We start from the raw sequence: 26,625 nt of genomic DNA, 5'->3' as shown, positions 1-26,625 counted from the left end.
AGAAGGAGAACATCATGACCAATCGTATCGCAGTAGTAACGGGTGCACCCGGTGGTCTGGGAACTGCCATGAGTCAGGCTCTGGTAGAGCAGGGTCGCAAGGTGATCGGGACGCATTTGCCCAATGAAAAGGCTACCGCAGAGGCAAAAGACTGGCAGCAGACCATGCAAAGCCTGGGTGTCCCGGTCACGCTCTATCCGCTGGATGTGTCTGACTTCGAGGGCTGTCAGGCGTTCGTGCAGAAGGTCGAAGCCGAGCATGGCTCTGTCGATATTCTGGTGAATAACGCCGGTATGACCAGCGACGCCCCGCTGAAGAAGATGGGTGTCGAGCAGTGGAACCGTGTCATCGATGTGAATCTGAACTCCATGTTCAACATGAGCCGTCAGGTGTTTGAAGGCATGTGTGAGCGGGGCTTTGGCCGCATCGTAAACATCTCCTCGCTGAACGGTGAAAAGGGCCAGTTCGGTCAGTGCAACTATGCCGCCACCAAGGCTGGTATCTACGGTTTTACCAAGTCGATCGCGCTGGAAGGCGCGCGCAAGGGTGTAACCGTCAACGCGGTTTCACCGGGCTATATCGATACCAAAATGGTGCGTCAGGTACCGGAAAAAGTGCTGGAAAGCATTGTGGCCGGTATTCCCGTTGGCCGACTGGGTCAGCCGGACGAGATTTCACGTGCAGTGGCTTTCCTGACGGCGGAGGACGCGGGCTTCATCACCGGTACCAACCTGTCGGTGAACGGCGGCCAGTACATGGACTAAGGGGGACATACAGCATGAGCGAGTACAGAGCACCTACCCGCGAGATGGAATTCACCCTGCGCAGCCTGGCCGGGTTTGACGAGATGGCCAAAGCCTGCAACTACGAAGATGCCTCGCCCGATGTGATCGCGGCGATCCTTGAAGAAGCGGCCAAGTTTGCCGGCAACGAAATTGCGCCGCTGAACCGCAGTGGTGATGAAACTGGTGTGCGTTTAGGCGAGGACCGTTGTGTTCAGACTCCGGACGGCTTTAAAGAAGCCTATCGGCAGTATATTGAAGGGGGCTGGGCCGGGTTGCAGTTTGATGCAGAGCAGGGTGGTCAGGCGTTGCCGTTTTCGTTGGCTATTCCGGTGCAGGAGATGATCCACGCCGCCAATATGGCCTGGGGACTCTGTCCACTGCTGTCTCAGGGCGCCACCGAAGCGCTCAGTGAAAACGCCGCTGAACCGCTGAAGCAGTTGTTGCTGCCGAAAATGATCAGTGGTGAATGGACCGGCACCATGAATCTGACCGAGCCCCAGTCGGGCTCGGACCTGGCGACCATTCGTACTCAGGCGCGCCCTGACGGCGAACACTATCGCATCAGCGGCCAGAAGATCTTCATTACCTGGGGTGAGCATGACATGGCCGAGAATATCGTCCACCTCGTGCTGGCCCGCTTGCCGGATGCCCCGGCGGGCGTGAAGGGGATCTCCCTGTTTGCCGTGCCCAAGTTCATCCCCGATGCCAGCGGCAACCTCGGCGAACGCAATGACTGCTACGCCTTGTCGCTGGAACACAAGATGGGCATTCATGCCAGCCCGACCTGCGTCATGAGCTACGGCGAAAACGGCGGTGCCCTCGGCTATATGGTGGGCCAGGAAAATCAGGGGCTGGCCTGCATGTTCACCATGATGAACAACGCCCGGCTGACGGTTGGTTTGCAGGGTGTGGCGGTTTCCGAACGTGCGTTGCAGCTGTCCCGCATCTATGTGGCCGAGCGTATTCAGGGCACCGCACCGGGTGATTGTGAGCCGTCCCCGATTGTGCGTCATCCCGATGTGCGCCGCATGATGATGACCATGAGAGCGTTGACCGAAGCGGGCCGTGGCCTGGCCTACTCCGGCTGCGTGGCGGTGGATTATGCCAAGCATGGGCAGCTTGACGCTGAACAGCGCGCCTATTACCAGCGCCGTGCCGATCTACTGACACCGCTGGTGAAAGGCTGGTGCACCGAGATCGCTCAGGAGGTTACCTCGCTGGCGGTGCAGTGCCACGGCGGCATGGGCTTTATGGAAGAGACCGGCGTGGCCCAGCTGTACCGTGATGCCCGTATTCTGCCGATCTATGAGGGGACCAATGGCATCCAGGCGCTGGACCTGATCGGTCGCAAGACGATCCGTGATCGCGGTCTGGCGTTGAAGGAGCTGATGGCCGAGATGCGCGCCACGGCTGAAGAAGCTCGCACTACTGCGGCACTGGATGGACGCCGTATCGAAGCTTTCGAGCAGTCGCTACAGCAGTTGGAGGAGGCGCTTCAGCTGGTGCTGGACAGTAGCGCCAACGAGCATTTTGTCGGCTCGGTGGCTTTCAGCTTCCTGATGCTCACTTCTATCGTCACGGCCGGTTGGCTAATGCTGAGGGCTGCTGTCCTCACCAAGGCTGAAAGCGGCAGTGCGGACGAAGATGAGTTATTGCTCAATAAGCGGGTCATGGCCCATTTCTTTGTTGATCATATTTTGCCCCGCTGCGCCAACCATCTGGCCTCTGTTCAGGCCGGCGAGGATTCCATCATGGCGCTGTCGGAAACGGTGCTGTGAACCCGCCACTGCGGGTTTGAAATAGACGGAGAAACTATGTACATCGATGGACAATGGGTAACCGAGCGGAGCCATTTTCTGGTCACCAATCCCGCCAGTGGCGATGTGATCGGCGAAGTACCCGATTGCACGTCCGAGGATATCGATGCGGCCATCACGGCCGCTAGTGAAGCGCTGAAAAGCTGGAAACAAACCACCGCCTACGAGCGCTCTGGCCTGCTGTATCGCGCTTGGGAGATCATGCTCAGCCGCAAACAGGAACTGGCTGAATTGATGACGCGGGAACAGGGCAAGCCGCTCAAGGCGTCCTTGAACGAGGTGCAGTACGGTGCCGATTTCCTGCTTTGGTTTGCCGAAGAAGCCAAACGCATCAACGGCCAGACCATTCCGTCGTCCCGTGATAACCAGCGTTTTATCACCCAAAAGGTGCCGGTTGGAGTGGTGGGAGCGATCACGCCCTGGAACTACCCGATCTCGATGATCACTCGCAAGCTGGCACCGGCGCTGGCCGTCGGTTGTACCCTGGTGCTCAAGCCAGCGGAGCAAACCCCCTTGTGCGCGAAGGCTATGGCCGAAGTGTTTGAGGAAGCGGGTTTCCCGGCAGGGGTGATCAATGTGATCACCAGCCGTGACCCTGCGCCAGTTGGCGAGGCTTTCTGCTCCGACCCGCGCATCAGGAAGCTGGCCTTCACCGGTTCTACTGCTGTGGGTAAAAAGCTCAACGCCCAGGCAGCCGCTCATATGAAGCGGGTATCGATGGAGCTGGGCGGCCATGCACCGGCGATTGTTTTCCCGGATGCGGACCCAGCTCACGCAGCTAAGGGTCTGTCGCTGGTCAAGTTCCTCAATACCGGACAGGCCTGTATCAGCCCGAACCGCATCTTTGTCCACAGGGTGCATGCCGAGGCCTTCCTGGCCGAGCTGACAGCGCGAGTTTGTCGCCTGAAAGCTGGCAGTGGTTTTGAGGCGGGAAACAGCATCGGGCCGCTGATTAACGAAGCGGCGCTGCAGAAGGTTGATAGCCAGGTGCAGGATGCTTTGGCCAAGGGTGCCACCCTGTATACCGGTGGTCATCGTCTGACAGACGGTGAGCTGAGGGGTGGTCTTTTCTATGCCCCCACGGTGCTGGCGGGCGTAACGCCGGAGATGAGGATTTACTACGAGGAGACCTTCGGCCCGGTAGCGCCAGTAGTGATCTACGGCGATGAAGACGATGTGCTCGCCATGGCCAATGACACCGAATACGGGCTGGCCGCTTATGTGTACAGCAATAACCTGTCCACCGCCGTCAAAGCATTTGAGGCATTAGAGTTCGGCATCATCGGCATCAACGATATCAATCCCACCAGTGCAGCGGCACCCTTCGGCGGGATGAAGAGCAGCGGGCTTGGGCGTGAAGGGGCTCAGGAGGGGATCGAGGAATATCTGGAGACCAAGCTGGGGGGCTTTGCCCTGGGCTGATTTTATTAGCCCGGCCTGGTCAATATCGCCTTGTATGGCCGTGTTGACCGGGCAATTTGGAACAGGATCAGGTGCCCGGTCTAGGGCCAACAACAGGAGGTGCTCACTTAAAACTAACGGCTTGTTGCTGTATTCGCATTCTGTGCTTTTCCGAGGCGGGCAGTACTGTCTCGTCTGCCGAACACATTACTGGACGGAGAACAAAAATAATGTCCTTGAAAAAACGGCCAACAGGCGCTGAACAGCCGTCCATGCTGGGCGCGCTCAAGCTACGTCTGCCATTTGTACACTACAAGATCGAAATTCCTGATGTTCTGCAGGGGGCCATTCTCTGCGTGGTACCGTTAGGGATTACGGCACTGATGACCAATGTGCTGGGCATACCTTTCGAGATCGCCGTTGCCTTTGTCCTGATCAATAATTTCCTCTATCTATTGCATACGCACTTTGGCGACCCGGTCGTATCGGGTTGGATTACGGCGGGGATCCCGCTCTATGTGGCCTTTCTTTCCTCCTATCCGGAGGGTGACGCGAGAATTCTGGCGCTCATTGCGCTGCAAATCACGGTGGCGGTGCTGTTCCTTGGATTAGGCATTTTCAAGGGAGCTAATGCACTGGTGCGCAAGATGCCTATGTCACTCAAGGCCGGTATCCTGATCGGTGCGGCCATTTCTGCGGTGATGGGCGAGTTTTCGGCGGATGGTCGTGTCTGGACCATGCCGATCACTATTCTGTCCGGTGCAGTACTGGGCTTTTTCATGCTGTTCTCTGAGACTGCAGCACCTTTGCGCGCACGTTATGGCTTCTTCCGTTTTGTGGCCCAGTATGGGATAGCGATTCCGTTCATCTTGGCATACGGCTTTGGTATTCTGATCGGTGAAGTGGACAAGCCCGTGGTGGAGTGGGGCTTCACGTCGATTCCGATCACCGAGATCATCAACAATTACAGCGTGTTCGGACTTGGCATGCCGCCGTTTGAATATTTCCTGGATGCAGTACCACTGGCGCTGGCGGCCTACATCATCGCCTTTGGCGATATCCTCGTGGTCGATTCCTTGTTCAAAAATGCAGACGATGTACGCAAGGATGAGAAGCTGGTTTTCAGTCCGCATCGTAACAGTATCATCGTAGGTATTCGCAACCTTATTCATGGCCTTCTGGCACCCTTCATCAGCCTGTCTGGTCCTTCCTGGACCGGTGGTCAGGCGCTGGTAATCAACCGTTACATGAACAACCCGCGTAGGGCCATGGACAGCTACTGGGGCGGGGCGGCCAGCTTGTACTGGGGGATGACGATTGCGCTGATTCTGGTACCGGTCATCACTTTTTTCAAGCCGGGGCTGAATATCGGTATGGCGCTGACGCTGCTGATTCAGGGCTATCTGTGCGGTTATCTGGCGATCGAGCTGCTGGATAAACAGAGCAACCTCGAGCGTGGTGTAGCCATCATCGTGGGGGCCATTCTGGCGACCAAAGGTGCAGCCTGGGGGCTGGGAGTTGGCCTGGTGTTATGGGCTGTACTGGAGAAAAACTGGTTTGCAGAGAGGGAAAGTACTGCAAAGGGTGGCCGTCAGGACTCTGACTGTTCTGATGATACAGCCATCGAAAACAGCTGAGCCTTGCCCTGTTGTTTATCTGGATAATAAGGATAAAAAAATGGAAAACATGTTTGAGCTCGATCTGGACCCTGTTGAGGCGAATTTCTCGGCGCTGACCCCGACCACATTCGTCAAGCGGGCCGCGCTGGCGCACCCTAACCGGACTGCCGTTATCCATGGTGATATCAAGCGTACTTGGCTGGAAACCTACCAGCGTTGCCTGAAGCTGGCGTCGGCCCTGCGCAAACTTGGGGTGAAGAAGGGCGACACTGTGGCGGTGTTATTGCCTAACATCCCCGAGATGCTGGAGCTTCACTTCGCCGTGCCCATGCTGGGGGCGGTGCTCAATACACAGAATACCCGCCTTGATGTCAGAACGATGACCTTCATGCTCAACCACGGCAAGGCCAGAGTGTTCTTCACTGACCGCGAATACAGCGACCGTGTTCGTGAAGCGCTGGCTGGCTGTGATGCCAAGCCTAAGGTGATTGATGTGGACGACCCCTTATTCGACGGCGGTGAACTGATCGGTGATATGACCTTCGAGGCGCTGCTGGCGACAGGGGATGATAACTTCGAATGGGAGCTGCCGGGAGAGGAGTGGCAATCGATTGCGTTGAACTACACCTCCGGCACTACCGGCAATCCCAAGGGTGTGGTGTATCATCACCGTGGCGCCTTCCTCAGTGCGCTGAGTAACGTGATTGGCTTTGGCCTGCCGGATGGTGCGGTCTACCTGTGGACGCTGCCGATGTTCCATTGCAATGGCTGGTCCTACCCCTGGGCGGTAACGGCCGTGGCTGGAACCCATGTCTGCTTGCGTCAGCCACACCCCAAACCGATCTTCGAAGCTCTGTCTCGTCACAGCGTGACCCACTTCTGCGCCGCACCCATCGTGCTGAATATGCTGGTCAACGTACCGGAAGAGCAGAAGCTGCCGTTTGAGCAGCAAGTCACCGCCGCCACCGGTGGTGCAGCGCCCCCGGCAGCGACCATCGAGGCAATGGAAGAGATGGGCATCAGGGTGGTTCACCTCTATGGTCTGACTGAAACCTATGGCCCCAGCGTGGTCTGCGACTTCCAGGATGAATGGCACCAGCTGGATCTGAAGCAGAAGGCGCAAAAGATGTCCCGTCAGGGGATCCCATCTCTGACCATGTCCGACATGATGGTTGCCGATCCGGCCACGTTGCAGCCGGTCAAGCAGGATGGTCAGACCATCGGCGAAGTTTTCTTGCGCGGCAATTCGGTGATGAAAGGCTATCTGAACAATCCGGATGAAACCCAAAAGGCATTCTCTGGAGGCTGGTTCCATACCGGTGATCTGGGTGTTTGGCATCCCGATGGTTATGTCGAGATCAAGGACCGCTCCAAGGACATTATTATCTCGGGCGGTGAAAATATCTCCACCCTGGAGGTGGAAAGCGCCTTGTATAACCACCCGGCTGTGCTTGAGGTCGCGGTAGTTGCCGCACCGGATGAGCATTGGGGCGAAATTCCCTGTGCGTTTATTACGCTAAAGGCTGGTAATGATGACTTGTCGGAGGATGAGATAATTGCGCACTGCAGAGCCAACCTGGCCGGATTCAAGATTCCCAAGAAGGTAATCTTTTCTCCCGAGTTGCCTAAAACATCAACAGGCAAGCTGCAAAAGCACGTGTTGAGGGCTCAGCTGGCGGGTTAAGTTTATACTATGGGAGACGGCACCGCGTGGGTGGTGCCGTCCGGCTTCTCAGCGCTTGCGCGAACACTCAAAATTGACGCTTTCTTCGTCTTGAGTGATTAGTTTCTGATCGCTCAGTTCAACAATAAAGGAGCGGTCTGTATCACCGGTAGGAAACATCTCTGCCAACTCTGCAGCTCCCAGCTTGGAGTTGTTGGTCAGATTGGTTCCCTGAACATGAGTTGTGGTTTCGAGTAGATAACCGTCCTTAATCTCCCAGTTCCCCTGGAAGTCATACTGATTGGTCATAACGAGCATACCGCCTACAGTGACTTTCAGATTGCCAAGGCTACGACTAGTGCCGTTTGCGTTATACGACACATCAAAAATAGCGGAGATATGCGTACCTTCATCGCTCTCTTCATGGCTGCATGCCCAGTTGCCATAAAGCTTGGCTTCATCGATTGCGGCCGCCTGTACTGATACCGAGCAGACAGAAGCAAGCAATCCCGCAAGCAGAGTATTAAATGTTGTTTTGCAGCGATTTTGATACTTGAACATGGACATGTTTCTTTCCCTGAAGAACGGTTAATAAAAGGGTTGATTACTAATGTTGGTTGACTTGGAGCACCCAATAATAGATGGGCGAACCCTGATTGAGCCCAAGATGGGCTTTAAGGAATTGCAGGTCGTAATGTATCTCTTCTGCACACCTTTGCTTCATCCCCGCGCGGATGGTAATAGAGGCAAGGGCTTTTATACCAGAAAAATCATACGATCTTTTACGGTAAAGGTGGCTTGCATATTTAGAGTGAAAGCCCTTGGCCACGATCTGGCTGGCCGTGTATCGTTAAGTATTGTACATCACGAAATCTATGATTGTTTTTTTAAAGAGTAAATGTAAATAAGAGAAATGAAATTTGGTAGTTTTGTTTTTTTGATTTTTGCGAAGTTTTAATTTTATCATTCCGGTAACTGTCAAGGTATCTGTCACCCTGTCTGATATTTATGCAGCCATTCGCACTGCGTCGGTGACCACTGTGCGCTCTGGATTCAACGACACTAATGTCCCCGGTGCCCAGTTACGAGTGTCACCTCTCCAGCGCTCAGGGTGTGCCGCTCTGGCAGCGAGATTGAGCGCATGTCGATTAGCCAATATGGCCTTGTCCTCTCCGGTATGGCGCTGCATCGGCGTCACGAAGCGGATAGCACTGTGACGATGCTCATGGTTGTACCACTGCACGAAGCCGTGCACCCATTGCTGCGCTTCTGTTAGATCAGCAAAGCCATTTGCAGGATAGTTCGGTACATACTTGCAAGTGCGGAACAGGGCCTCGAAGAAAGCGTTATCATTGCTCACACGTGGCCGACTGAACGATGGCTGGATCTGTAGATCCCGAAGCTTCTCCAGCAAGGTTGCGCCTTTGAAGGGGCTACCGTTATCGGCGTGTAACATCAGCGGTTGGCCCACGATATTCTCGGCCAGTACCGCCCGCTCAATGACGGTACGGGAGTTGGCGGCGGACTCTCCCAGGAAAGCCTCCCAACCCACCACCTTGCGGCTGAAGATATCGAGGATCATCACCAGATAGTAGTAGGTTCCCTTGGCTGGGCCGGGGAGCCACGTGCAGTCCCACGAACAGACCTGGTTAGGTGCTATTGCCGTATGCGTGGTCGGTGCTGGCTGTGATTTACGGGCCTTGGCACGACCGCGGTGAGCCAGTTGACCGTGCTTGCGCAGCACACGATAAAAACTGGAAACTGATGCGATATAACGCTGCTCTTCGTCCATCAAACGCACAACGATCTGATCCGGTGGCAGATCAGCAAACTCATCCCGGTGACACTGCTTCAGGATCTCGGCCTCTTCTTCTACAGTCAGCGCATTAGCAGGCACCGGGCGTACGGCAAAAGGGCGTTTGTCGGCCGTAATTTCACCTGTCTGTATCCAGCGTTGATGCGTTCGGATCGAGATCCCTATAACGTCACACGCAGCGGTCAAGGTTGAGCCGTCTTTGCAGGCATTAGCGATCAGCTGTACGGCGTGTTGGCGATCCTTGATGCTGATCATGACTCCTCGTCCCCCCAGATCACCCGTGCTTTTTTTGACAGCGTCAGCAGTGCAGCCGTCTCCGCCAGTGCGGCGTTTTTGCGTTGCAGCTCTCGCTCCAGCTCTTTAATACGCTTGCGCTGCTGTTTTGCCTCATCGGCTTCTCGACGACGGTCATCGTAGGACAGGCTGGCCGCTTGTTCGCAATCATGACGCCAGCGTTGTAGTTGCTCAGGGTAGAGACCCCGCTGACGGCAATAGACGGCGGCCTCTTCAGTGTTCATCGCTGCGGTCTCAATCACCGCCGCAAACTTGTCACGGGAGGACTAGCCTTCTATGCCTTGATCACTGGCATCTGGCAGGCAGCGCCCTTCAGCGCGCGCTTCTTTACGCCACTTATAAATGGTGGCTGAAGAAATGCCTTCCTGGCGAGCGACTTCTTCAACGCTCTGGTTGTAAGGCGGTAACAGCTTGGCCACAACGGCCTGACGTCGCTCATCGGAGTAACGAGGCATACAGATCTCCAAACGCCCCTGAATGAATAAGAGAGTTTAACAAAGGACGCGACAACTATCCTGACAGAGGGGGCATACTGCCGGGCCAGTTCGCGGACAGGCTTGGTACTTGCTGGATGAACTGCTCAATGGCGCGCTGTATGACGTCACGAGCAACGAACCAAGGATAACGCTTTTGGCTTATATGATCATCCGGAATGCGAAAACTAATAAAAAGCCACATAAAATATTTTAGTGTCTCTTTTCGTCGTCACTATTAAGTTGATATGATCTTTAGTTCAAAGTATGATTTTTGTTTTAATCACTAAAAAGGATTTTGTGATGAATAAAGATATAAAATATTTAACGATAAATTCGAATATTTCTGCTCGAATAGTGTCTTTAAAAAAAATAGTTCTTCTTTTAAAGAAAGTGAAATTTTCAAATGCATTTTTAGTCCGAACTCAAAGATAAATAATTTTTCCACAGATCTTGCTATAAAAACGCTTAGAAAAATGAAATCAGGGATGGCGCCAAAGGATGATCGACTTATTATAATTAATATTGCTGTCTCAGATCCTATAACCCTTGAGCAAGCTAATCACTTAAGTAGCGAAAGGCAGAAGGTTCGTATGGCAGCTAGCGGTGCTGTTGCTGCTCCTCTGAAACGAATTCCATATATTGGAATGCCTCTAGGTGTGGCTGCATCTGCCGGAGTATACAGGGAAATGCTTGATATATTGCCAAATGCACACGAAGGCGATGTGATAGTATTAGTTGAAGGTATAGTATTGGGAGGGATAGGGCAGCAGCGATCTATTAACGCAGATATTATTAATAGGAATATATATGATCCCTTCTGAGCATTATTTATATTTTGTGATTTCTTTTACATTTTTGGGGTATTTTCTTTTATTTATATATAGACGGTATATGTCTGTTAAGTATATATTTTTTTCTTCGCTGCTTCTTGGGGTGTTGGCATTTTTATTTTTTTTAAAAGGGCAAATTGATCTTGAAATCGGAAAATATGACCTTGGTTTGATAGCGTCAGGCTTTATGTTGCTATCGATTTACAGTATAGTTGAAGGATTTCGTAAAATTAGAAGAAACGATACCTGAATTTTTAAAAATAGTTAAGTTGATAAAAACCTTATTGACACCTGTATCTAGTCTTTTTTTTAAGTAAAAAAGCAACCTCTGCGCAGTTGTTTTTTCAAGAGTTTGCTTTTTAAATAATTTTTAAATTAATAGGTTACTACTGGTGTAGCAGGGCAAACGCATGATCAATTTTTAATCATCCCCAGGATCTGAGATAGATACTCGTCACTCCAGCCACTATGTTTGCGCTTGTTCTTGATGCCCAGCTTCAACGTTGTGTCCTGCTTGAGCAAGTTCAGGACGATCTGACGCGCGGTTGCTAGGCTTTCAGTGGCATAGCCTTGTCTCGAACGCGATTGGTCTTCGGAAAATGCCACATCTAGCACCCCCCCCTCTGTCAGGATTGATGTCGCGCCCTTTGTTACACTCTCTTAAACATTCAGGGGCGTTTGGAGATCTGTATGCCTCGTTACTCCGATGAGCGACGTCAGGCCGTTGTCGGTAACTGTCAAGGTATCTGTCGCCCTGTCTGATATTTATGCAGCCATTCGCACTGCGTCGGTGACCACTGTGCGCTCTGGATTCAACGACACTAATGTCCCTGGCTCCCAGTTACGGGTATCACCGCTCCAGCGCTCAGGGTGTGCCGCTCTGGCTGTGAGATTGAGCGCATGTCGCTTCGCCAGTATGGCCTTGTCCTCTCCGGTATGGCGCTGCATCGGCGTCACGAAGCGGATAGCACTGTGACGATGCTCATGGTTGTACCACTGCACGAAGCCGTGCACCCATTGCTGCGCTTCTGTTAGATCAGCAAAGCCATTTGCAGGATAGTTCGGTACATACTTGCAAGTGCGGAACAGGGCCTCGAAGAAAGCGTTATCATTGCTCACACGTGGCGACTGAACGATGGCTGGATCTGTAGATCCCGAAGCTTCTCCAGCAAGGTTGCGCCTTTGAAGGGGCTACCGTTATCGGCGTGTAACACCAGCGGTTGGCCCACGATATTCTCGGCCAGTACCGCCCGCTCAATGACGGTACGGGAGTTGGCGGCGGACTCTCCCAGGAAAGCCTCCCAACCCACCACCTTGCGGCTGAAGATATCGAGGATCATCACCAGATAGTAGTAGGTTCCCTTGGCTGGGCCGGGGAGCCACGTGCAGTCCCACGAACAGACCTGGTTAGGTGCTATTGCCGTATGCGTGGTCGGTGCTGGCTGTGATTTACGGGCCTTGGCACGACCGCGGTGAGCCAGTTGACCGTGCTTGCGCAGCACACGATAAAAACTGGAAACTGATGCGATATAACGCTGCTCTTCGTCCATCAAACGCACAACGATCTGATCCGGTGGCAGATCAGCAAACTCATCCCGGTGACACTGCTTCAGGATCTCGGCCTCTTCTTCTACAGTCAGCGCATTAGCAGGCACCGGGCGTACGACAAAAGGGCGTTTGTCGGCCGTAATTTCACCTGTCTGTATCCAGCGTTGATGCGTTCGGATCGAGATCCCTATAACGTCACACGCAGCGGTCAAGGTTGAGCCGTCTTTGCAGGCATTAGCGATCAGCTGTACGGCGTGTTGGCGATCCTTGATGCTGATCATGACTCCTCGTCCCCCCAGATCGCCCGTGCTTTTTTTGACAGCGTCAGCAGTGCAGCCGTCTCCGCCAGTGCGGCGTTTTTGCGTTGCAGCTCTCGCTCCAGCTCTTTAATACGCTTGTGCTGCTGTTTTGCCTCATCGGCTTCTCGACGACGGTCATCGTAGGACAGGCTGACCGCTTGTTCGCAATCATGTCGCCAGCGTTGCAGTTGCTCAGGGTAGAGACCCCGCTGACGGCAATAGGCAGCGATCTCTTCGGTGTTCATCGCTGGGGTCTCAATCACCGATGCAAACTTGTCACGCGAGGACCAACCTTCTACGCCTTGATCACTGGCATCGGGCAGGCAGCGTCCTTCAGCGCGTGCTTCTTTACGCCATTTATAAACAGTAGCTGAGGAAATGCCTTCCTCGCGAGCAACGTCTTCGACGCTCTGGTTGTAGGGCGGTAACAGCTTGGCCACAACGGCCTGACGTCGCTCATCGGAGTAACGAGGCATACAAATATCCAAACACCCCTGAGTAAATAAGAGAGTTTAACAAAGGACGCGACAACTATCCTGACAGAGGGGGATTCCTTTGTGTTATTAAAACCTATCAAATAGATTTGATAGGTTTTGAAATTTAATTTAAATTTTTGCTTTAATCATCCATAATACTTTTATAATATAAATTACTGTTTCTTTTTTAATACTAAATTGAATTTGAAAACTATTATGTAAGTTGTTACATTTAATGAAATTAGAATTTTTCCATATATATGTTGTCAAGGAGTGACACATGCCTTCCGTTTTCTTTTCGGCCAACCGTAAACCTATCTCCGAAGTTGTAGGGGATGATGCTACTTTAGTAGAAAAATTTAAAAGATCTAATGGTATTGTTTCTGGTGATGTTCTTTATGCGGGACAAGCATATACTTTAGATTTTGAATCACAAGAATCTAGGATGATTACATCCAGGTTCAATCAAATGTGTCTTAAAGACAGAGTAACACTACAAAGCATGGTTGCCACTAATGGCGAAAATCTGTATGGCGAAATGAGCTTCTATAACCGTTATCTTACTCACGCTGCATTAAGTGATGTTAACAGTCTAATTGGTGTGACAGGAGACGCGAAAAAAGCCCGTTTAGATGACTTCCAAAAAGCTTTATTGAACTACCAAAATGCTTTGTTAGATTTGCAGCAAGGTAAATATAATAAAATCCCAATGCCTTATTCGGGAAGGCATTTAGCTGAGACAATGGTGCGCAGAGCATATAAGGAGCTAGTTGAACAGCATAAAACCACCATGCAATCTATCGTTTCAGCAAGCGCGTTAAATCGTAATAAAGGAAATGCTCTGAGTAACGCGGAGAGGGGGATATTACTTGCAACAAGGAGCCAAGGTCGAAAAGTTGATCCTCGATTGATGGTGCACGATGCTTTTACTGCAAATAAAGTCGCTAAATATGCAGGCGTCATTGCAAAAGTTTCTGGGCCCTTAACTTTAGTTGTAGATGGTACTTTGAGATATGGGAATGTGGTCACAGTACGTGAAGCTGGCGGTGACTGGCATAGGGAAAGCGTTATCCAACTTGCTGGCTTAACAGGAGCAGTTACAGGAGCAACCCTCGCTGGATATGCTGCAGCTTACGCAGGAAAATTCGTGATTACTGCAGCAGCACTTTCTGGACCCATAGGATGGGCATTAATGGGAATCGTAGTTATTGGAAGTATAGCTTTTAGTTTTTATAGCGGGAATGTCGTAGGATCCAAGTTCGAAAACGCTGCAGCAGTTGGATATGACCTTCTTTCGTATGATGATAATGATTATTTGGAATATCTGAAAACATTATGAATACTATTTCCTTGGTTCTTTTGGTATGTTCATTTATTTTTATAATCATGTATTTTTTTATTTCATTCTTTTTGTTTTTCTTTACAGTTCGTAGAATAGAATATAATTTGAAAATAAGTGGATATGACCGACCCTTTAGCTGGGATGTGATAGGCCTTAGAACCTATGTGTATGTTTTTGAGTTGATTCAGCCCAAGACACTTTACTCAAAGCCATCACCATTTGACTCATTTACTAGTTCTAAACTAATCCATGAATATAAGCGGCCAATAGATGTAATACTTGCTCGATTATTAATTTTAGATGGGTTTTTATTTATTGTTGTCCTGTTTGCAAACGATTTTTTCTATTTATGATGATAACGAATATTTGGTATGGCTGAGTACACTATGAATACTATACCCTTTCTTATTATTGTATTGTCGTTCCTTTTACTAACCATTTGTTTTTTGATGTCATTATTTTGTTTTTCTTTACAGTTCGTAGAATAGAATATAATCTAAAAATAAAAGAATATGATCGACCCTTTGGCTGGGATGTGATGGGTCTTAGAACATATTTTTATGTTATTGACTTGGTTCAACCTGAAAAACTGTACTCAAGACCATCAGTACTTGGCACCTTTACTACGTCTAAACTAATCCATGAGTACAAGCGGCCAATCGATGTAACACTTGCCAGATTGTTGATGTTGGATGGGGTGTTATTATTTGCTGTCGCGATTGTTAGCGATATGCTTTATTTTTGAAAGGGTTTTTCTTATCAAAGGATCTTTTCGGCCAGGGTTCTAAGAGTGTCTGAAGCAGAGTACCTGGGTAGGGTACTCTGCTGTAGGGCAATTACATCCGCCCAAACACAACCGCGATACCCTGACCACCACCAATACACATGGTGACCAGTGCATAGCGGCCTTCAATGCGCTGCAGCTCGTACAGCGCTTTGGTTGCGATGTAGGCACCCGAGCAGCCCACCGGGTGGCCCAGTGCGATGGCACCGCCGTTGGGGTTGGTCTTGTCCAGATCCAGCTCCAGACCCTTGGCTACTGCCAGTGCCTGAGCGGCGAAGGCTTCGTTGGACTCGATCACGTCCATCTGCGCCAGGCTCAGGCCGGCTTTCTGCAGTGTCAGGCGGGAGGCCGGAATCGGGCCTTCACCCATGATTTCGTTGGAAACACCGGCCAGTGCATAAGACACCATGCGCGCGATTGGCTTGTGGCCATTACGTTTGGCAGCATCGGCCGATGCCAGTACCAGGTAGGCAGCACCATCGTTGATGCCGGAGGCGTTACCGGCGGTGACGGTGCCATCCTTCTTGAAGGCAGGGCGCATGCCGGCCAGGGATTCGGTGGTAGTGCCCGGTTTTACATGCTCATCGGTGTCGATGATGGTTTCGCCCTTGCGTGTCTTGATGCTGACAGGAGCGATCTGGTCCTCGAAGCGACCGGCTTCAATGGCCGCTGCGGCACGACGATGGGATTCGGCGGCAAAGGCGTCCTACTCTTCACGGCTAATGCCCCATTTCTCGGCCAGGTTTTCGGCGGTAATCCCCATGTGGCCGGCACCGAAAGGATCGCTCAGGGTCGCAACCATCATATCGATCATGCTGGTATCGCCCATGCGGGCGCCGCTGCGCATGGCGGTGGACAGGTAGCCGGAGCGAGACATCACCTCGACACCGCCGCCAATACCGTATTCATAGTCGCCCAGCATGATGGTCTGGGCTGTAGACACCACCGCCTGCAGGCCGGAGCTGCACAAACGGTTCACCGCCATGGCGACAGAGTCCATCGGCAAACCGGCCTGGATGGAGGCAACGCGGGCGACATAGGCAAAGCGGGAATCGGTGGGGATACAGTGACCGGAAGCGACATAGTTGATCGTCTGAGGATCAACACCGGAGCGTTCGATGGATGCCTTCATCACCTGGCCCGCCAGTTCGGTCGGTTCCAGCTGGCTCAGGCCGCCACCAAATGCGCCGATTGCGGAGCGGGCGGCGCTGAGTACAACAACTTCGTTATTCTTGTGCAAGTTGGTCTCCATCATTGAGCGGCTTATTCGTAATAGCTATTCGATCCTCCGATCGGGCATTACAGGGTCTGAAGGGGCTGGATCAAAGCCCCTCGGGACAGCTGGATTGGAGGTGTTTCCCTGAATAGCTCAATCACTTTTATACGGCAAAAACGGGTCTGATATAACCGGTTGAGCTGACCTTGTTTCGAGGGTTTTTACGCCAGCGGGAGATTGGAAGCAGGCGGGGTTCGGTTCCCGGCAAACCTTGGCGTCAGATATCTACTGTATACTGGCCCGCATCATCCGTGGCCAGATGCCACATTTTCAACAGGAAAGGGCTCAAGCTCATCGTGAATATGTTTTCCATCAAAAACAGCGGTATCGCCATGCTGATCTATCTGTGCATCATCACCGGGGTGATTGTGAACGGCAGCGGCAGGGCGGCACTGAAGGATTCGGAGGTGGTGTTGGGCTTTCTGGCCTATGGCTGGCCCTTCCTGTTGCCGATGGCGCTTATCCTGATTCCTTTGGTTGCACTGATGGTTGAAGGCGTGTTTGCCTTTTTCGAACAGGATCAGGATGTGTGAATGGTACCATTGACTGCACATGTGAATAATTGACCTACAGGAGCGCCGATGCCTTCTCATGCGGAACACCCTCTAGCTCTGGAACCCCTGCTGCCGCTGGTCGAGCGTATAGCCCATGAGGCCGGTTCGGCCATCCTCCAGGTATACGGCGAGGATGACTTCGGTGTTGAACACAAGGCCGATGAGTCGCCGCTGACCCGCGCTGATCTGGCCGCCAATGCGGTGATCGTGGCCGGACTGAAAGGGTTGCAGCCGAGGCTGCCGATTCTGACCGAGGAGGCGGTGGAGGATTTCACTGGCCCCGATACGGAAGGTCGCTACTGGCTGGTCGATCCGCTGGACGGTACCAAGGAGTTCATCAAGCGCAATGGCGAATTCACCGTCAATATTGCCCTGATCGAACAGGGGCGACCGGTGCTGGGTGTGGTCCATGCGCCGGTACTGGACCAGACCTGGTTGGCAGCCGAAGACCAGGGCGCTTTTCGCGTGGACAATGGCGGTGAACGTCAGTCGATCCATGTAAGCACTCACCAGCCGGGCAAGCCCTGGAAAGTCTATGGCAGCCGCTCCCATCTGGGCCCGCATACTTTGGCCTGGATGGAAGCCTTGGGGGCGTACGAGCTGATCCGCATGGGCAGTTCGATCAAGCTCTGCCTGGTGGCCGAAGGCGCCGGCCACCTCTACCCGCGCCTGGGGCCGACCTGTCTGTGGGATACCGCAGCTGCCCACGCGGTGATTAATGCCGCAGGCGGTCAGCTGCTGACGCCGGAAGGGAAGGAACTCAGTTATGCGAATCCCGCCGCAACGCTCAACCCTCACTTTATTGTGTACGGTGGTTCAAAGCCGGAGTAAGTGCCTGCTATTATCAGATAGATGGAATTGTCTCTGCGGAGCGTCTGAACGTGTATCTCGACCGCAATCAGATGTTGGTGGTGCTCAACGCACTGCCGGACCCGGTGTTTGTACTGACGGAAAGCGGCCTCTATGCCGGTTTGTTCGGTCATGCCGATCCCAATTACTACCATGATGGCCATGACCTGGTCGGCCGTTCTGTTCAAGAGATGCTGCCGGGCCGGGTGGCAGACTGGATCATGGCGCATATTCAGCAGGCGCTGAGGCGCAACGGCCTGATCAAGGTGGAGTATCCGCTGTCGGCTTCGCAGGTGAAAGGGCTGGAAGAGCAAGCCGGGCCGGATGGCAAGATCTGGTTTGAAGGCCATGTGCAGCCCCCCCCAGTTGGTGGCGGGCGAACGTGCCGTGATTTGGGTGGCACGGAACGTTACCGAACGTAAGCATCTTGAAAACGAGCTGCTGGAAGCGAGCCAGACCGATCCCTTGACCCATGCGGCCAACTGGCGTCGCTTGATAGAGGTGCTGCAGTCTCATTTTGCGGCCTTCCGCCGTTACCACCACCCGATGGCACTGATCATGTTTGATCTTGATCACTTCAAGCCGCTGAGTGACCACTGGTCATTGAGAAACCAGTCATCGCTGATGTAGGCACCGATGTTCAGCATCTCGGAGTCACGCTCCATGGGGTGCCAGTCGACGTTGCCTATCAGGTTGCCGTTGCTGCTGTATTTGTTGATCTGGCGGGTACGGCCGTCAAAGGCTTCATGGAACAAGTCACCGCCGTAGCTGAGCGCGTGATCACCCAGCTGTTTCTGTGCGGTGAGGTGGCCGCCGAAGATGGTGGGGCTGTAGACCTTTATATGAGCCAGTGCCGTCACGTTCGGTTTTTTGGCATTGCGGTTGTAGATATCGGTCTCGAAGTCACGCACATAGAGACCGGCATCCAGACTGTCCGCCAAAGCGCCCCAGTTTTCGCCCTGATAGCTCAGGCGCAGATAGCGTTCGATGATCGGGTCTTCGTTCACTTTTACGTGAGGCGCCCCGGGCGCACCACCGAGGCCACAGGCCCGGCCCGTGGAGACATCCTGGTAGCGACCGGACAGTTCCCAGCGGGAGGTTCCGCTTGGGCTGTAGCCGATATTGAAGTCCAGCCCCGGCATGCTGTATTCGCTGTTCTCGGCGGTGCCCAACGGGCTGTCGTAATCACCGGCTTCGCGGCTGTGCGCACCGACCAGAATGTCGAAGCCGTTACCGCCCCCGACCAGCTCAACGCGGCCACCGACCATATCGCTGCCGCTCTCGAATTGCAGCGCACGCAGCTTGGGTGACAGGGCAAAGTCCTGATTTGGGTCTACTTTGGCGCGTCGGGTGACGATGTTGATCACGCCGTTCATCGCATCCGAGCCGTACAGGGCCGAGGCCGGTCCACGAATCACCTCGATGCGCTCGATGGATTCGGGATCGATCATGTTGAACTGCAGGGTGCTGCGGCCACGATAACGCTCGCCGTCGATGGCCAGGATGGTGCGTCCGGTATTGCTGTTGAAGCCGCGTGTCACCAGCTGTCCGCCCAGGCCGCCGGAGCGTGAGAATTCGATGCCGGGCAGTTCTTCCAGCAGGGATTGAAGGCCGCCGGAGCCGATGCGTTCCGCGATCTCGTCGGCGGTGATCACGCTTATGGCGCGCGGTGAATCCATGACGGCCAGATTGGAGCGGGTTGCGGATATGGTCAGCGTATCGAGCGACTGAGCATGACTTTCGCGGTGAGGCTCGGCCTGAGCGTTAGGTACAACCAGAACGCTTAGGGCTGCCAGCTGTAGCCAAGGGAGTGCGGTTTAAGAGGCGTGGGAGTGTCCTGTGGGATCGGTATACATAACCTAAGTGATATGTATTATCATTCGAAGAAATTATTAACCAAGCCCTTCGAAACCCAAATGACAATTATCAAGTCGTACTCACCGACATATCGACAGGCTCGGGAAGCGCTGTCTGCCTCACCGCTGATGCGGGGCGTTACCGCCACTGCTCTTGAAGAGCTGATGGCGAGCGCGTTTTCAGCCAGGGAGAGGCGGCCGATTACTGGTATCTGGTCATAACGGGGCGGGGCGATACTCTGCGAGAAGGCTATGACGGCGAGTGCTGGGTGGTGCAGCTGGTTGAGCCTGTCCAGTTACTGGCACCGATAGTCATGTTCATGCCCAGCCTGGAATATCCGGTGTCCGCGCGCGCCTCGGGGAGTACGTCGTTGTGCCGGTTCAGGCGACAGCAGTTGCATGCACTCTGTCGCTTCGAGCCGGAGCTCGCATTGCGGGTGCTTGAGATTGCCGGCCAGGCGCTGTGCAAGCGGATCGATGATGTCGAAAACCTGTCGAGCCGTAATGGACCACAACGGCTGGCGGCTCATCTGTATGAGCTGTCTTTGGTGCAGGGCAAAACGATAACGTTGCCGTTGAGCCACCGCGAGCTGGCGGCAAAGCTGGGGCTGCGACCGGAGACCCTGAGGCGGTTGTTGGGTAACCTGCGCCGCCAGGGCGTGCTGCAGGGGCAGCGGCTGAGCTGGACCATCATCGATCGGGAGCGGTTGCGCGGCATGCAGCTCCCGACGGCGGATTGAGTCCTTGGGGCGGGCTCAGGAGCCGAAGACTTCCTTTAGCAGGTCGGTAGTACGTGCTACCGGGTTTTCGCGAATTTTCTTCTCTTCCTGGGCCAGACGCAGGAACAACCCATCCAGTGCAGCATTGGTGACATGTGCGCCGACATCGGGACTCAGACCTTGCAACATCGGTACCTGCTGTTCGGCCTGACCGACCAAGACCTGATAGGCCTGCATCACCCCGGTGCCGGCCATTGCCTGTTCCACCAAGGGCTTGATCCGCGTACTGAGGCGTTCACGGGTTTTTTCATTGAAGTAGTCGGTAGCGGCAGTATCACCTCCGGAGTAGATGCGTTTGGCATCGTCCAGCGTCATGGTTTCCAGCGTATCGACAAACACCGGCGTGGCTTCGCTGATTGCCTGCTCGGCGGCGCGGTTCATGCTGCTTTCGAAGGCGTCGACCTGTGAGCCCAGGCCGTAGTTGCGCATCAGGCCGCCGACTGATTCCAGCATGCCGGGCATGGGGATGCGGACATCAGGATGGTTGGCAAAGCCGCCATTGGCCGCCAGCTGTTCGATGGCGCGTTCACCGCCGACGCGTAGAGCTTCCTTGAGGCCTTTGGCCAGTGTGGCATTATCCACACCGACCGGAACCGGTGTGCCACCGCTGGCGGGTGCCGTCTGTTGTTGCAGGATTTTCTCACCCTGTTTGAGCAGATCGTCCCAACCGGCCTGAGCAGGTTGCAACAGCGCCAGGGACAAAACGATTCCCGTGGCGGCAAAACGAATGGGGGTAGTCATGGTGAGCCTCGCAGCAATGTGAATAACGTCAGTATAGCGCCAGTGTGGATGGGACTCAGTGTGGACGCAACCAGGCACGCACGGCGGGCCAGCGGTTGACCAGCATGGCCAGAAAGATCAGCGCACAGCCGCTGAACTGCAGCGGTGTCATGGTTTCACTGAGCCACAGCGCGGCGAACAGTGCGGTCCAGACCGGCTCCAATGTCATGATAATGGCGGTGTGGCTTGGTGGAGCCAGGCTTTGGCCACGGGTTTGCAGCAGAAAGCGCAGGCTGGTGGCGATCAGCGCACTGGCAATCAGCCAGCCCCAGATATCCACCGGCTGATTGAAATCCCATTCTTCCAATACGACCGATCCAGCTCCCGTAATCAGACCAGTGACCAGCAGTTGCACGGCCGTAAGCGGCAGTGCCGGCAATTTGGTGGCGGCGCGGCTGTTGAGGATGAACATGAACGCGATAAACAGTGCTGACAGCAGGAAGAACACTTCGGCCAGACCAAGGTGGAATTCAGCGTCCAGTGACAGGCAGGCAAGTCCTGCGATCACGAACGGGATCGACAGGAACACGTAAGGTCCCGGCCGTTCGCCAAACAGCAGGCTGATCAAGGGCACCATCACCACGCCGAGACTGGTCAAAAACGCGCCCACGCCAACATGGGTTGCCATCTTCAAACCCAGTATCCAGAACGTCATGGCGATACCGAAGAACACCCCGACCAGGCAGGCGCTTTGCCATTGTTTACGGGTAAATATCCGCATTGCCGACCAGCCGATCAATGCCAGTACCAGCCCGGCACTGATAAAACGTAGCGCCATGAACAGCAACGGGGACAGGCCCTGAACGGCTTCACGGGAGAAGATCCAGCCGGCGGCGGCCAGCAGAGTGGTCAGCAGCAGCAGGAGGTCGGCTTTGTGGTGTGTGGACAAGATACGCATCCCTGTTTGTCAGTGGGCAGGAGGCTATCCTAGCAGAGCATCCTGCCGTACCCGAGCCTGACAATGGAAAAGTTCATCTGATGTTGTCGGCTACGATGGTGTGCTGATCGGCGCTTCCTCGCCAGCGGATACCCGGCTGTTGCTTGACGAAGCTATGTCATCTGCCTGAATGCCTATTCAGTCTGCCAAAGCGTCAGTCTGACGGATGTACTTGTTCACCCCCGCCGCTAGACTGCGGTCGCTTTGCTCATCTGGACATTGCCCGTCCGAATGGCAGCCGCTTCGTTCAATCGTTGTACAAGGGACAGAACCATGCCGGCCAAGGTGCGTTTTCATTTTGAACCCTGCCTCAGAATCCTGCTTGCCACCCTGAGTGCGTTCCTGCTGACTCGCTGGAGCAGTATCGCTGTGCTGGCGTTGCCCTGGTCGCCAGAACAATCGGTTGTGACTGGTATGCAGTTGGGTTTTGTCGTTTTTGCCGCAACGGTAATCTGGGTATTTGTTGCCTCCAGTTTGCGTAACGCCTGCCTGGGGCTTTTGCCCCCTACATTGTTGCTGATCTATTTCAGCCATGGGGCGGGGCTGTGATTGCACCTTTGGGAGCACGCATACGTCAACGTATGGCGCAACTGCATCGTTGGACAGGTTTGCTGCTGGGATGGTTACTGTTTGTTATTTTTTTGACAGGGACACTGAGTTTTTTTCGTCAGGAATTAAGCTTGTGGATGCAGCCTGAGCGGCCCTTTATCGCTGATCCGGTTCCTTCCAAAGCGGCATTTGAACATGCGTACCAGTACTTGAGGCAACAGGCCCCCGAGGCCAGTCATTGGTCGGTTACGCTGCCTGATGCGCGTGATCCGCTGCTTGCCTTGAGCTGGCGAGGGCCTGAAGGAAGGGGACAAGTTCTGCTTAATCCCCTGGATGGCCGGAGGGTCGAGGCTCGAGACACCCGTGGCGGTGATTTCTTTTACCGGTTCCATTTTCAGCTGCACTACATACCGGTGCTTTTGGCCCGTTATCTGGTGGGTATAGCAGCCATGATGATGCTGATTGCACTTATAACCGGTGTGATAACACACAAGAAAATTCTTAAGGACTTCTTCACCTTCCGTGGGGGGAAGGGGCAACGGTCCTGGCTGGATGCACACAATGGCTTTTCCGTGCTGGCTTTGCCGTTTCATCTGATGATTACCTACACCGGCCTGGTGACTCTGATGATGCTGTATATCCCCTGGGGCATGGAGAAGGCTTTTCCCGAACAGGAACAGCGCCAACACCTGGTCACGGATGTGTTCGCATTCTTGCCTGCTGAGCCCCGTTCAGGCGAACAGGCTGCGATGCTGCCTTGGGAGCAGTTGCTGGCGAAATCCGAAGTGTATTGGCAGGGCGCGCAAGTCGGTCGAATTCAGGTAGCCAACCCTGGTGACCGCAATGCCAAGGCTGTGCTTGAAGCAAACAGCGATCAGTCAGACATTCTGGGTATCAGCGGCCATCCTCCTTTCATGGTGTTTGACGCTGTTAGCGGTGAATTGCTGCGAGAGAAAGTCTTGGCACCTGCCTACGACAGCTATGGCATTCTACTGGGACTGCATCTGGGCCGCTTTGCCGACTGGCCTGGACGTTGGCTCTATGTTCTCTTGGGTACGGCAGGGTGCTGCATGCTGGCGACAGGGTTGTTGCTTTGGACCAGTAAACGACGCAAAAAACCGGGACACTCGCGAGCAGGTCTTTGGATTGTCGACAGGTTGAACCTGACCACGCTGGCCGGTTTTCCCCTGGCCGTTGTGGCGATGTTCTGGTTGAACCGGTTGTTGCCACTCGAATTGCCGGGGCGGGCGAACTGGGAAATTCATGGGCTTTTTCTGGTGTGGCTGGCGATGTTTCTACATGCATTGCTGCGGCCACTGAAAAGGGGATGGTATGAGCAGTGGATGCTGGCAGGGATATTGTTGTTGGGGCTCCCTGTGTTGAATCTGCTGACAACGGACAGGGGCTTCCCCGACAGTCTACTGAGTGGCGACTGGTTGTTTGTCGGTTTTGACGTGGTCTTGGTGGCGTTGGCAGCACTGATGTTCAGGTTTGCTCGACAGAAGCGAGAGTCATGATGGCGCACTTGGCAGTTTTGAGCTTATCCATTCTGGGATTTCGGTTGCTGGCGATAACGACATCGCAAGGCGCTTTCCGGTATCGGCGGGAGCTCTTCTGGTTGGGTTGGTTCCTGCTGCTGGTGGCCTTGGCAGTGGCTCTCGGTTTCTGGTCGCTTGGGTTGGGGCTAACACTCTGGCTGGGGTATCTGAGTACCGGAGCTGGCGTGGTGTTTCTGGTGCGTGCCCTAGGATTACCAGATGCCCGGTAAAGTACTCTGGTTTCGTTACTCTGTGCTGAAGGCCGTGCTGCTGAGTGTGCTCCTGCCGATGCTGGTGGGCTGTGACCGTACTGCCGTAACGCCCCGCGAAGAAATGTCTGGCTCAGTCGTTTCGTTGCAAACGACGATATCCGATTTTCCCGTCCTGATACGCACGGCGCATGGCGAAGCCCATATCGAACGACCACCCAAGAGGGTGGTGACACTGGGAGCCGCAGCGGAAGACTGGAGTCTGCAGCTGGGGGTGGTGCCAGTGGCGATCGAGCCGCACTACTGGGGTGGTGATCGCGCCGGTTATCTGCCCTGGTTTCGTGAAGCTGTACAGGCTCGGGGGGCCAAGCTGCCGGAGGTCATCAGCAGTTACCCGGAGCTGGATGTGGAGCGTCTGCTGGCGCTGCAGCCGGATCTGATCCTGGCACCTCAGTCTGGTCTGACGCGTGAAAGCTATCAACAGCTCAGTCAGCTGGCACCGGTGGTGGGGTATCCCGATCAGCCTTGGCTGACCCCTGTTGAGGATCAAGTGCGGCTGATCGCCAGAGCGTTGGGCCGATCCGAACAGGGTGAAGCTCTGCTGGCCGAGCGACAGGCCTATCTAGCTGAGCATGCCAGGGCCAATCCGCATTTTGCGGGCGTGTCTCTGGCCTATATCAATGCTGCCAGCCGAGTCGGAAATCTTTCGGTGTACGTTCGAGGCGACCCTCGTGTTGATGTGCTGTTGGCACTGGGCTTTATTGAGCTACCCGAACTGTCTGACCTGCAGGCAAGCTTTGGTCACTTTGCTGCCCTGCTGGGACTGGAGCAGGCTGACCGGCTAGACCAGGCTGGCCTTATCGTCAGTTGGTACAGTTCGGAGCAGAGTCGGCGTCAGGTTGAATCCCTGCCATTGATGCGCCGCCTGCCGGCCATGCGTGAGCAGCGTTATCTGGCCATCACCGATCCTGCGCTGGTCATGGCCAGTTCCTATGGCAGCCTGCTGAGTTTGCGCTGGAGCCTGCCTGAGCTGATAACCCGGCTTAACCAGGTTGTACCCTCAAAATCAGAAAAGGGAGCAGGGCGTGATGACGGCTGAAGTGCGTGTTCATTACGGGAATACCTCACGTCCAATTGCATCAAAATTGAGCCTGCTGGCTATATTACTGGCGCTCTTGGCGCTGACCAGTCTGCTGGTGGGGGCGCGCTGGCTTTCCCCAGCCTGGTTGATGCAGATATTTGAGGTATCCGACAACAGCCATGAACTGTTGGTGTTTCAGGCACGGTTACCACGTGCGTTGGTGGGTATGCTGGCAGGGGCTGCACTTGCGGTGGCTGGTACGGTGATTCAGGCGCTGTGCCGCAATCCGCTGGCCGACCCCGGACTACTGGGCGTCAATGCTGGCGCCAGTGCTTCGCTGGTTACCCTGAGTCTGTTGCCGTTCGCAGCCGAATGGGGCCTGTTCTGGCAGGCTTTGCCCGGAGCCCTGTTGGCCAGTGCCTTTGTCTATGTGCTGTCATGGGTGCAGCACTTTAGTGGCCAGTCACAGGCGCCGGTGCGCCTGATTCTGGCGGGGGCGGCTATCAGTGCGGTGTTGGGAGCTTATGTGCAGGCCAGTGTGTTGCTGAACCCGCAACTGTTCGATGGTTTCCGCTACTGGATGGCCGGTTCACTGTCCGGCTTGGGCTGGACGGATGTGCATTCGCTCTGGCCCTACCTGATTCCGGCTGCAGTGCTGCTCTGGCTATTGGTTCCAGGGCTGAATTTGTTGCTACTGGACTGCAGTACGGCCCTGTCGCTGGGTGTCAGTCTGCAACGGCATTCAGCACTGGCTTGGCTCTGTGCAACCCTTTTGTGTGCCGCGGCGACCGCTGTGGTTGGGCCGCTGGCATTTGTCGGGTTGGTATCGGGGCATCTGGCCCGTGCCTGGTTACCCCTGTCGTTTCGCGTTCTGTTGCCGGGTGCTGCGTTGATCGGTGCGATCCTGGTGCTGCTGGCTGATATTCTGGCCAGAACACTGATGCCACCACGGGAGCTGCTTACAGGCATTATGATCGCCGTACTGGGGGCGCCGTTCCTCTATTTTGTTACCCGCAGAATCTCGGGCAGGGGAAGGACTTCATGATAGGACCGCGCTTTTCCGTGTG

The 26,625-nt window shown here is 54.3% G+C and carries 23 protein-coding genes and 4 pseudogenes; 19 read left to right on the top strand and 8 right to left on the bottom strand.

Translation table 11 applies throughout. The features are described from left to right. Positions 1–14: 14 nt before the first annotated feature. The 5 genes from phbB (at position 15) to CLV44_RS01855 (ending at position 7,306) form a co-directional block, all read left to right on the top strand. The gene (gene phbB, locus CLV44_RS01875; RefSeq protein WP_106590410.1) at positions 15–764 is read left to right on the top strand and encodes an acetoacetyl-CoA reductase; all 750 of its coding nucleotides are present in this window, start codon (positions 15–17) and stop codon (positions 762–764) included. Positions 765–778: 14 nt separating this feature from the next. Further along, the gene (locus CLV44_RS01870) at positions 779–2,563 is read left to right on the top strand and encodes an acyl-CoA dehydrogenase family protein (protein WP_106590409.1); all 1,785 of its coding nucleotides are present in this window, start codon (positions 779–781) and stop codon (positions 2,561–2,563) included. Positions 2,564–2,599: 36 nt separating this feature from the next. Further along, a complete protein-coding gene (locus CLV44_RS01865) occupies positions 2,600–4,024 on the top strand; it encodes an NAD-dependent succinate-semialdehyde dehydrogenase (protein ID WP_106590408.1) in 1,425 nt (474 codons plus the stop codon). Between the two features lie 209 nt (positions 4,025–4,233). Continuing rightward, positions 4,234–5,640, top strand: coding sequence for a hypothetical protein (locus CLV44_RS01860; protein WP_211298054.1), 1,407 nt, complete (start codon positions 4,234–4,236; stop codon positions 5,638–5,640). A 40-nt stretch (positions 5,641–5,680) separates the two neighbouring features. Then, a complete protein-coding gene (locus CLV44_RS01855; RefSeq protein ID WP_106590407.1) occupies positions 5,681–7,306 on the top strand; it encodes an AMP-binding protein in 1,626 nt (541 codons plus the stop codon). Between the two features lie 48 nt (positions 7,307–7,354). Here the strand turns inward: CLV44_RS01855 and CLV44_RS01850 are convergent, their stop codons facing one another. Together CLV44_RS01850 and CLV44_RS01840 are read right to left on the bottom strand one after the other, a co-directional pair. Then, positions 7,355–7,852: a hypothetical protein gene (locus tag CLV44_RS01850; protein WP_106590406.1), complete on the bottom strand. Its 498-nt coding sequence runs from the start codon at positions 7,850–7,852 to the stop codon at positions 7,355–7,357. Positions 7,853–8,291: 439 nt separating this feature from the next. Further along, positions 8,292–9,850 (bottom strand): annotated as a pseudogene (locus CLV44_RS01840) (IS3 family transposase). Positions 9,851–10,356: 506 nt separating this feature from the next. On the opposite strand from CLV44_RS01840, the gene CLV44_RS01835 reads away from it, so the two are divergent. Beyond that, positions 10,357–10,692 carry a hypothetical protein gene (locus tag CLV44_RS01835; RefSeq protein ID WP_106590404.1) on the top strand — a complete coding sequence of 112 codons (336 nt, stop codon included), beginning with the start codon at positions 10,357–10,359 and terminating at the stop codon, positions 10,690–10,692. Further along, positions 10,679–10,951 (top strand): hypothetical protein, encoded by a 273-nt coding sequence (locus tag CLV44_RS01830; protein ID WP_106590403.1) that lies wholly within the window; start codon positions 10,679–10,681, stop codon positions 10,949–10,951. Before CLV44_RS01835 ends, CLV44_RS01830 begins: the two co-directional genes overlap by 14 nt. Positions 10,952–11,115: 164 nt before the next feature. Here CLV44_RS01830 and CLV44_RS01825 read toward each other — a convergent pair whose 3' ends face one another. Both CLV44_RS01825 and CLV44_RS01820 read right to left on the bottom strand, forming a co-directional pair. Next, complete coding sequence (locus CLV44_RS01825; RefSeq protein WP_146139972.1) at positions 11,116–11,307, bottom strand: hypothetical protein; 192 nt, start codon at positions 11,305–11,307, stop codon at positions 11,116–11,118. Positions 11,308–11,466: 159 nt separating this feature from the next. After that, positions 11,467–13,024: pseudogene (locus tag CLV44_RS01820) on the bottom strand (IS3 family transposase). 280 nt (positions 13,025–13,304) lie between these two features. On the opposite strand from CLV44_RS01820, the gene CLV44_RS01815 reads away from it, so the two are divergent. Next, complete coding sequence (locus CLV44_RS01815; RefSeq protein ID WP_106590401.1) at positions 13,305–14,363, top strand: hypothetical protein; 1,059 nt, start codon at positions 13,305–13,307, stop codon at positions 14,361–14,363. Between the two features lie 839 nt (positions 14,364–15,202). Here the strand turns inward: CLV44_RS01815 and CLV44_RS01810 are convergent. Continuing rightward, positions 15,203–16,402 (bottom strand): annotated as a pseudogene (locus tag CLV44_RS01810) (acetyl-CoA C-acyltransferase family protein). A gap of 326 nt (positions 16,403–16,728) precedes the next feature. Between CLV44_RS01810 and CLV44_RS01805 the strand changes: the two are divergent. Genes CLV44_RS01805 through CLV44_RS01790 form a run of 4 tightly spaced genes read left to right on the top strand, consistent with a single transcriptional unit; the run spans position 16,729 to position 18,459 of the window. Then, entirely contained in the window at positions 16,729–16,959 is a 231-nt protein-coding gene (locus CLV44_RS01805) for a hypothetical protein (protein WP_106590400.1), read from the top strand. A 48-nt stretch (positions 16,960–17,007) separates the two neighbouring features. Continuing rightward, positions 17,008–17,811 (top strand): 3'(2'),5'-bisphosphate nucleotidase CysQ, encoded by an 804-nt coding sequence (gene cysQ / locus CLV44_RS01800; protein WP_106590399.1) that lies wholly within the window; start codon positions 17,008–17,010, stop codon positions 17,809–17,811. 50 nt (positions 17,812–17,861) lie between these two features. Then, complete coding sequence (locus CLV44_RS01795; protein ID WP_106590398.1) at positions 17,862–18,251, top strand: PAS domain-containing protein; 390 nt, start codon at positions 17,862–17,864, stop codon at positions 18,249–18,251. Then, positions 18,226–18,459: a GGDEF domain-containing protein gene (locus tag CLV44_RS01790; RefSeq protein ID WP_170069236.1), complete on the top strand. Its 234-nt coding sequence runs from the start codon at positions 18,226–18,228 to the stop codon at positions 18,457–18,459. The genes CLV44_RS01795 and CLV44_RS01790 overlap by 26 nt, the downstream gene beginning before the upstream one ends. Here CLV44_RS01790 and CLV44_RS17600 read toward each other — a convergent pair. Continuing rightward, entirely contained in the window at positions 18,402–19,508 is a 1,107-nt protein-coding gene (locus tag CLV44_RS17600; protein ID WP_106590396.1) for a TonB-dependent receptor plug domain-containing protein, read from the bottom strand. The genes CLV44_RS01790 and CLV44_RS17600 overlap by 58 nt on opposite strands. Positions 19,509–19,861: 353 nt before the next feature. Here CLV44_RS17600 and CLV44_RS17595 point away from each other — a divergent pair. Both CLV44_RS17595 and CLV44_RS17590 read left to right on the top strand, forming a co-directional pair. Then, positions 19,862–20,083: pseudogene (locus CLV44_RS17595) on the top strand (cyclic nucleotide-binding domain-containing protein); the annotation flags it as partial. Positions 20,084–20,122: 39 nt separating this feature from the next. Beyond that, complete coding sequence (locus tag CLV44_RS17590) at positions 20,123–20,425, top strand: Crp/Fnr family transcriptional regulator (RefSeq protein WP_281257805.1); 303 nt, start codon at positions 20,123–20,125, stop codon at positions 20,423–20,425. Positions 20,426–20,440: 15 nt separating this feature from the next. Here the strand turns inward: CLV44_RS17590 and CLV44_RS01775 are convergent, their stop codons facing one another. Then, a complete protein-coding gene (locus CLV44_RS01775) occupies positions 20,441–21,205 on the bottom strand; it encodes a DUF4197 domain-containing protein (protein WP_106590394.1) in 765 nt (254 codons plus the stop codon). A 55-nt stretch (positions 21,206–21,260) separates the two neighbouring features. After that, positions 21,261–22,133 carry a DMT family transporter gene (locus tag CLV44_RS01770; RefSeq protein ID WP_211298053.1) on the bottom strand — a complete coding sequence of 291 codons (873 nt, stop codon included), beginning with the start codon at positions 22,131–22,133 and terminating at the stop codon, positions 21,261–21,263. 321 nt (positions 22,134–22,454) lie between these two features. Between CLV44_RS01770 and CLV44_RS01765 the strand changes: the two genes are divergently transcribed. The 5 genes from CLV44_RS01765 to CLV44_RS01745 all read left to right on the top strand — a co-directional run bounded on the left by CLV44_RS01765 (position 22,455) and on the right by CLV44_RS01745 (position 26,603). Beyond that, positions 22,455–22,730, top strand: a complete 276-nt coding sequence (locus CLV44_RS01765; RefSeq protein WP_106590392.1) for a DUF3649 domain-containing protein — start codon at positions 22,455–22,457, stop codon at positions 22,728–22,730. Positions 22,731–22,762: 32 nt separating this feature from the next. Then, positions 22,763–24,247, top strand: coding sequence for a PepSY-associated TM helix domain-containing protein (locus CLV44_RS01760; protein ID WP_245912574.1), 1,485 nt, complete (start codon positions 22,763–22,765; stop codon positions 24,245–24,247). A 101-nt stretch (positions 24,248–24,348) separates the two neighbouring features. Next, entirely contained in the window at positions 24,349–24,498 is a 150-nt protein-coding gene (locus CLV44_RS17295; RefSeq protein ID WP_170069235.1) for a hypothetical protein, read from the top strand. Beyond that, positions 24,488–25,576: an iron-siderophore ABC transporter substrate-binding protein gene (locus CLV44_RS01750; RefSeq protein ID WP_211298052.1), complete on the top strand. Its 1,089-nt coding sequence runs from the start codon at positions 24,488–24,490 to the stop codon at positions 25,574–25,576. Before CLV44_RS17295 ends, CLV44_RS01750 begins: the two co-directional genes overlap by 11 nt. Further along, positions 25,566–26,603: a FecCD family ABC transporter permease gene (locus CLV44_RS01745; protein WP_106590389.1), complete on the top strand. Its 1,038-nt coding sequence runs from the start codon at positions 25,566–25,568 to the stop codon at positions 26,601–26,603. Before CLV44_RS01750 ends, CLV44_RS01745 begins: the two co-directional genes overlap by 11 nt. Positions 26,604–26,625 lie beyond the last annotated feature (22 nt).

Origin of the sequence: Marinobacterium halophilum (genome assembly GCF_003014615.1) — a bacterium.
GTDB lineage: Bacteria > Pseudomonadota > Gammaproteobacteria > Pseudomonadales > Balneatricaceae > Marinobacterium > Marinobacterium halophilum.
Note: the sequence above shows the minus strand (reverse complement) of the source record. Positions and strands in the feature narration are given on the sequence as shown.

What these genes read in the sequence shown, in the direction of transcription:
- phbB (WP_106590410.1), top strand. Translation starts at nt 15, where the DNA reads ATGACCAATCGTATCGCAGTAGTAACGGGTGCACCCGGTGGTCTGGGA.
- CLV44_RS01870 (WP_106590409.1), top strand. Translation starts at nt 779, where the DNA reads ATGAGCGAGTACAGAGCACCTACCCGCGAGATGGAATTCACCCTGCGC.
- CLV44_RS01865 (WP_106590408.1), top strand. Translation starts at nt 2,600, where the DNA reads ATGTACATCGATGGACAATGGGTAACCGAGCGGAGCCATTTTCTGGTC.
- CLV44_RS01860 (WP_211298054.1), top strand. Translation starts at nt 4,234, where the DNA reads ATGTCCTTGAAAAAACGGCCAACAGGCGCTGAACAGCCGTCCATGCTG.
- CLV44_RS01855 (WP_106590407.1), top strand. Translation starts at nt 5,681, where the DNA reads ATGGAAAACATGTTTGAGCTCGATCTGGACCCTGTTGAGGCGAATTTC.
- CLV44_RS01850 (WP_106590406.1), bottom strand. Translation starts at nt 7,852, where the DNA reads ATGTCCATGTTCAAGTATCAAAATCGCTGCAAAACAACATTTAATACT.
- CLV44_RS01835 (WP_106590404.1), top strand. Translation starts at nt 10,357, where the DNA reads ATGGCGCCAAAGGATGATCGACTTATTATAATTAATATTGCTGTCTCA.
- CLV44_RS01830 (WP_106590403.1), top strand. Translation starts at nt 10,679, where the DNA reads ATGATCCCTTCTGAGCATTATTTATATTTTGTGATTTCTTTTACATTT.
- CLV44_RS01815 (WP_106590401.1), top strand. Translation starts at nt 13,305, where the DNA reads ATGCCTTCCGTTTTCTTTTCGGCCAACCGTAAACCTATCTCCGAAGTT.
- CLV44_RS01805 (WP_106590400.1), top strand. Translation starts at nt 16,729, where the DNA reads ATGTTTTCCATCAAAAACAGCGGTATCGCCATGCTGATCTATCTGTGC.
- cysQ (WP_106590399.1), top strand. Translation starts at nt 17,008, where the DNA reads ATGCCTTCTCATGCGGAACACCCTCTAGCTCTGGAACCCCTGCTGCCG.
- CLV44_RS17600 (WP_106590396.1), bottom strand. Translation starts at nt 19,508, where the DNA reads ATGGATTCACCGCGCGCCATAAGCGTGATCACCGCCGACGAGATCGCG.
- CLV44_RS01775 (WP_106590394.1), bottom strand. Translation starts at nt 21,205, where the DNA reads ATGACTACCCCCATTCGTTTTGCCGCCACGGGAATCGTTTTGTCCCTG.
- CLV44_RS01765 (WP_106590392.1), top strand. Translation starts at nt 22,455, where the DNA reads ATGCCGGCCAAGGTGCGTTTTCATTTTGAACCCTGCCTCAGAATCCTG.
- CLV44_RS01760 (WP_245912574.1), top strand. Translation starts at nt 22,763, where the DNA reads ATGGCGCAACTGCATCGTTGGACAGGTTTGCTGCTGGGATGGTTACTG.
- CLV44_RS01750 (WP_211298052.1), top strand. Translation starts at nt 24,488, where the DNA reads ATGCCCGGTAAAGTACTCTGGTTTCGTTACTCTGTGCTGAAGGCCGTG.
- CLV44_RS01745 (WP_106590389.1), top strand. Translation starts at nt 25,566, where the DNA reads ATGACGGCTGAAGTGCGTGTTCATTACGGGAATACCTCACGTCCAATT.